General features: G+C 47.0%; 3 protein-coding genes. 1 reads left to right on the top strand and 2 read right to left on the bottom strand.

Annotated elements, in window-relative coordinates:
- Positions 1-89: 89 nt before the first annotated feature.
- Together WEIDD23_RS11240 and WEIDD23_RS11235 are read right to left on the bottom strand one after the other, a co-directional pair.
- The gene (locus WEIDD23_RS11240) at positions 90-1253 is read right to left on the bottom strand and encodes a M20 metallopeptidase family protein (RefSeq protein ID WP_010369682.1); all 1164 of its coding nucleotides are present in this window, start codon (positions 1251-1253) and stop codon (positions 90-92) included.
- 1 nt (position 1254) lies between these two features.
- Complete coding sequence (locus tag WEIDD23_RS11235) at positions 1255-2547, bottom strand: MFS transporter (RefSeq protein WP_062359041.1); 1293 nt, start codon at positions 2545-2547, stop codon at positions 1255-1257.
- A gap of 226 nt (positions 2548-2773) precedes the next feature.
- On the opposite strand from WEIDD23_RS11235, the gene WEIDD23_RS11230 reads away from it, so the two are divergent.
- Positions 2774-3202: a hypothetical protein gene (locus tag WEIDD23_RS11230; protein WP_242865520.1), complete on the top strand. Its 429-nt coding sequence runs from the start codon at positions 2774-2776 to the stop codon at positions 3200-3202.
- Positions 3203-3350 lie beyond the last annotated feature (148 nt).

Below are 3350 nucleotides of genomic sequence, written 5' to 3'. Positions count from 1 at the left end.
AGACGTCCCACCCACCTTGCTCGTGCGCTAGCACGACCGGTGCAAAACGACAGAAAAAAGCATACCGATCACCCGGTATGCTTTATCGCTTACTTCAAACTGTTTTCAACTAACTTAACAAACATGGCTGAACCAACTGGCATGCAGGCCTCATCAACAATAAACTTCGGGTGGTGATTGATAAACTCATAACCATCTACCGCTAACCCAGAGCCTAAGCCGAAAAATGTACCTGGCCGAACATCCGTGTAGGCTGAGAAATCCTCACCAGCCATCAATGGTGGCATTGGATACATCCGTTCTTCACCAACCACTTCACGTGCTGCATCAATCACTTGATCCGTTTGTTCCTTGCTGTTGATGACGGAACCGTAACCTTTTTGGAAGTCTAGGTCATACTCGGCCCCGTACATCGCACACACATGCTTGATAATGTCGCGAATCATGCGTTCCATGTCAGCGCGGACCTGTGGGTTGCGCGAGCGTACAGATGCTTTAATGTGCGCTGTATGCGGGATAACATTGTTGACGGAACCAGCCGTGAACTGTCCCCAAGAAACCAATGCTGGCTCATCTGGTGCGACACGGCGGGCAATCATGTTATTGATCGATTGAATAATCTCCGTACCAATTGTAATTGGATCGATTGATTGTTCTGGTGCCATCGCGTGAGCGCCACGTCCCTTAATCGTCAAGTTGAAGAGGTCAGATGATGCTGTTACAGGGCCGTATGCAAAGCCAACTGAACCGGTTGCGGTATCTGGAAAGACGTGGAGTCCAAATACTTCATCAACGTCGTCGAGCACGCCAGCTTCAACGAGGGCAATTGCACCACCAGGTGGGACTTCTTCGGCTGCTTGGAAGATGAACTTCACGTCACCGTGCAAGGCGTCACGCGTTTCCACCAGCGCGAAGAGGGCCCCAAGAAGAATGGCGGCGTGAACATCATGACCACAAGAGTGCATCACGCCGGGGTTCAGTGACTTGAAGTCAACATCTGCTAACTCGTCCATTGGTAGGGCATCGATGTCGGCACGCAAGGCAAGGGTCTTGCCTGGGTGACCACCGTGTAATGTTGCGACTAAACCGGTTGGTGAGGGCTTGGCAATGGTTAACCCAGGTACATCACGAAGCAAATTTTCAATGTAGGCTGTGGTTTCAAATTCTTCAAATGAGACTTCAGCGTGTTGGTGCATCCAACGGCGCCATTTAAGTTGTTCAGCAACTGGAATGCGTGTTAGGACTGTTTCCATATTAATTCACCTCGTTTTCAACTGGCTTGTGCTTGGGAATGAAGCGCGACAAAACAAACAGTAATGCCCCCAAAATGACAAAGTAGATAAAGACCATGAAGTAGGCACCGCTGGCCATATCAACCAGTAAACCAATCAATGTTGGTGACACAATGCCACCCAAGATGCCGCCAGTTGCGACAATGGCGTATGATGGGCCAAACTTGTGGGCTGCAAAGCGCTTAACAGGCAATGACATCAACGTCACGAAAGTTGTGGCACAGAAGAACTCACCGAGTGATAGGGCGACTGTAATCAACCCAGTATCGGTTGACATTGAGGCAGTAAACAAACTCAACGCCCCAAGCATGCCGGCAATGCCAATGACTGTCTTTTCTTTACCGAAGAAGAACTTACCAACGATATATGAACCACCAATTGCACCGACCAAGAAGGACGCGCCACCAATAGCCGTGATATGTCCTTGCACGATTGTACTCAAACCAACTGATTGAATTAGATAAGATGGCATCCAATTAAGCATGCCGTACATCATGGCGTTAATGGTGAAGTTTAAGACACCCAGTAGCCAAACAAATGATTCACTAATGACTTCCCGTAGCTTAGCGGCTGGAACTTCTTCTGCAACCGCGACATCATCAGTGTTATCAGCAGTGAGATTTTTCGTTTTTTTGTCACTTGGCAAGACGAAGCGAAGGATTATGCCAACGATAATTGAGGCGCCTGCAATCATCCAGAAGGCGCGTTGCCAGCCGTAATCCGCCAAAACTGGTGATACCACTAGGGGGACAATAATCCCTGCAATTCCTGAAGCTGAAATCAGGATTCCTTGTGCGAGCGTACGCTGATCCAGTGGTAACTTAGTGGCGACCTCCTTAGCAGCACTTGGCGCATAACCAGAATGGGCAATCGCTCCGGCTAAGAAACGAATCACGATGATAAACATGACGGCCTTAGCAAAACCAGCTAGTGTCGCAAACACAGCAATGGCAGCCATCGCGAATGTCAAAATTGGCTTTGACCCAAGCTTTGTATTTAAAATTCCGGCCGGAACTTGCATGGCAGCGTATCCAATGAAGAAGGCGGACATCACCATTCCTTTTTGCACGTTACTGAACCCGAAGTCCTGTTGCATGCTGACCAGAATGATTCCAATCGCATTTTTATCAAAGTAAATCATGATAAAGCCTAATAAGAGGGCTGCGACAAGCGTAATTGTACGGGCGGAAACCTTTGATTTCGCTTTGGCAGCCGGCTTTTCGACGGCTTTAGGAAGGACTCTTTCATCATCCATAATATTGTCTACTCCTTTGCATGGCTGAATAGTATTGTATTGCTTTCAATTTACCTGCTGACTTTGTGTAAATTGTGAAAATCAACCGAGAGATATCTGGTTTTGTCTAGACCAATTAGAAACGCAACGGATTTTTCACAATCTGGTCAGACTGTTTCAGGTTTCGCCTACTGCATTTTCACGTTTATCCGGCATCATGATAAAAAATGATATTTGGAGGAGTATTTTGAGGGCAGTTGATATTTTTAAGCACCAAATGGATGATGAAATATTGCAGGGTGTTCGTGCTTTACGTGTTTATGGGGATGGCTTGCAACAATTCATGGCTAAGGAGGCAACGAGTGCGTTGCATACCCAGAATGGGGATGTGATCCTAGGTGAAATTTTGTGGCGGTTGATGGCAAACTATCGCAATGACGCTGAAATGGTCCAACAGCGCGTTAAGCAAGCGCTAGCTGAGGTCGATGTGACCGTTGATAATGACCAAGATTTAGCAGCCGGCTTAGACTTGTTGGACCGTGATGAATACATGCGCAACAAGTTAATTGGTGATGTGGCCGAGATGTTTAAGGAAAAGGGGTACAGCATTAAGCTAGCCCGACCTGAGGGGTATGTCCTGCAAAATCCAATGGAATCAAAAATTTCTGATAAGTAATCTAAAACAGGCGTTCATCGACTCGAATGAACGCCTGTTTTGCTGTGGTAAAATAAATGTCTGAGTAAAAAAGAGATGAGGTTACGAGATGCAAGAGATGTATGAACAAGCCCGTAGCCTAGTGAAAGCAAAAGACTATGCGCAAGCA

It is taken from the genome of Weissella sp. DD23, assembly GCF_001579105.1.
Taxonomy (GTDB): Bacteria; Bacillota; Bacilli; order Lactobacillales; family Lactobacillaceae; genus Weissella; species Weissella cibaria.
This window is presented reverse-complemented; position numbering and strand designations above follow the sequence as displayed.

Bases quoted from the DNA above. Each gene is read 5' to 3' on its own strand.
- WEIDD23_RS11240 (WP_010369682.1), bottom strand. From the start codon at position 1,253: ATGGAAACAGTCCTAACACGCATTCCAGTTGCTGAACAACTTAAATGG.
- WEIDD23_RS11235 (WP_062359041.1), bottom strand. From the start codon at position 2,547: ATGGATGATGAAAGAGTCCTTCCTAAAGCCGTCGAAAAGCCGGCTGCC.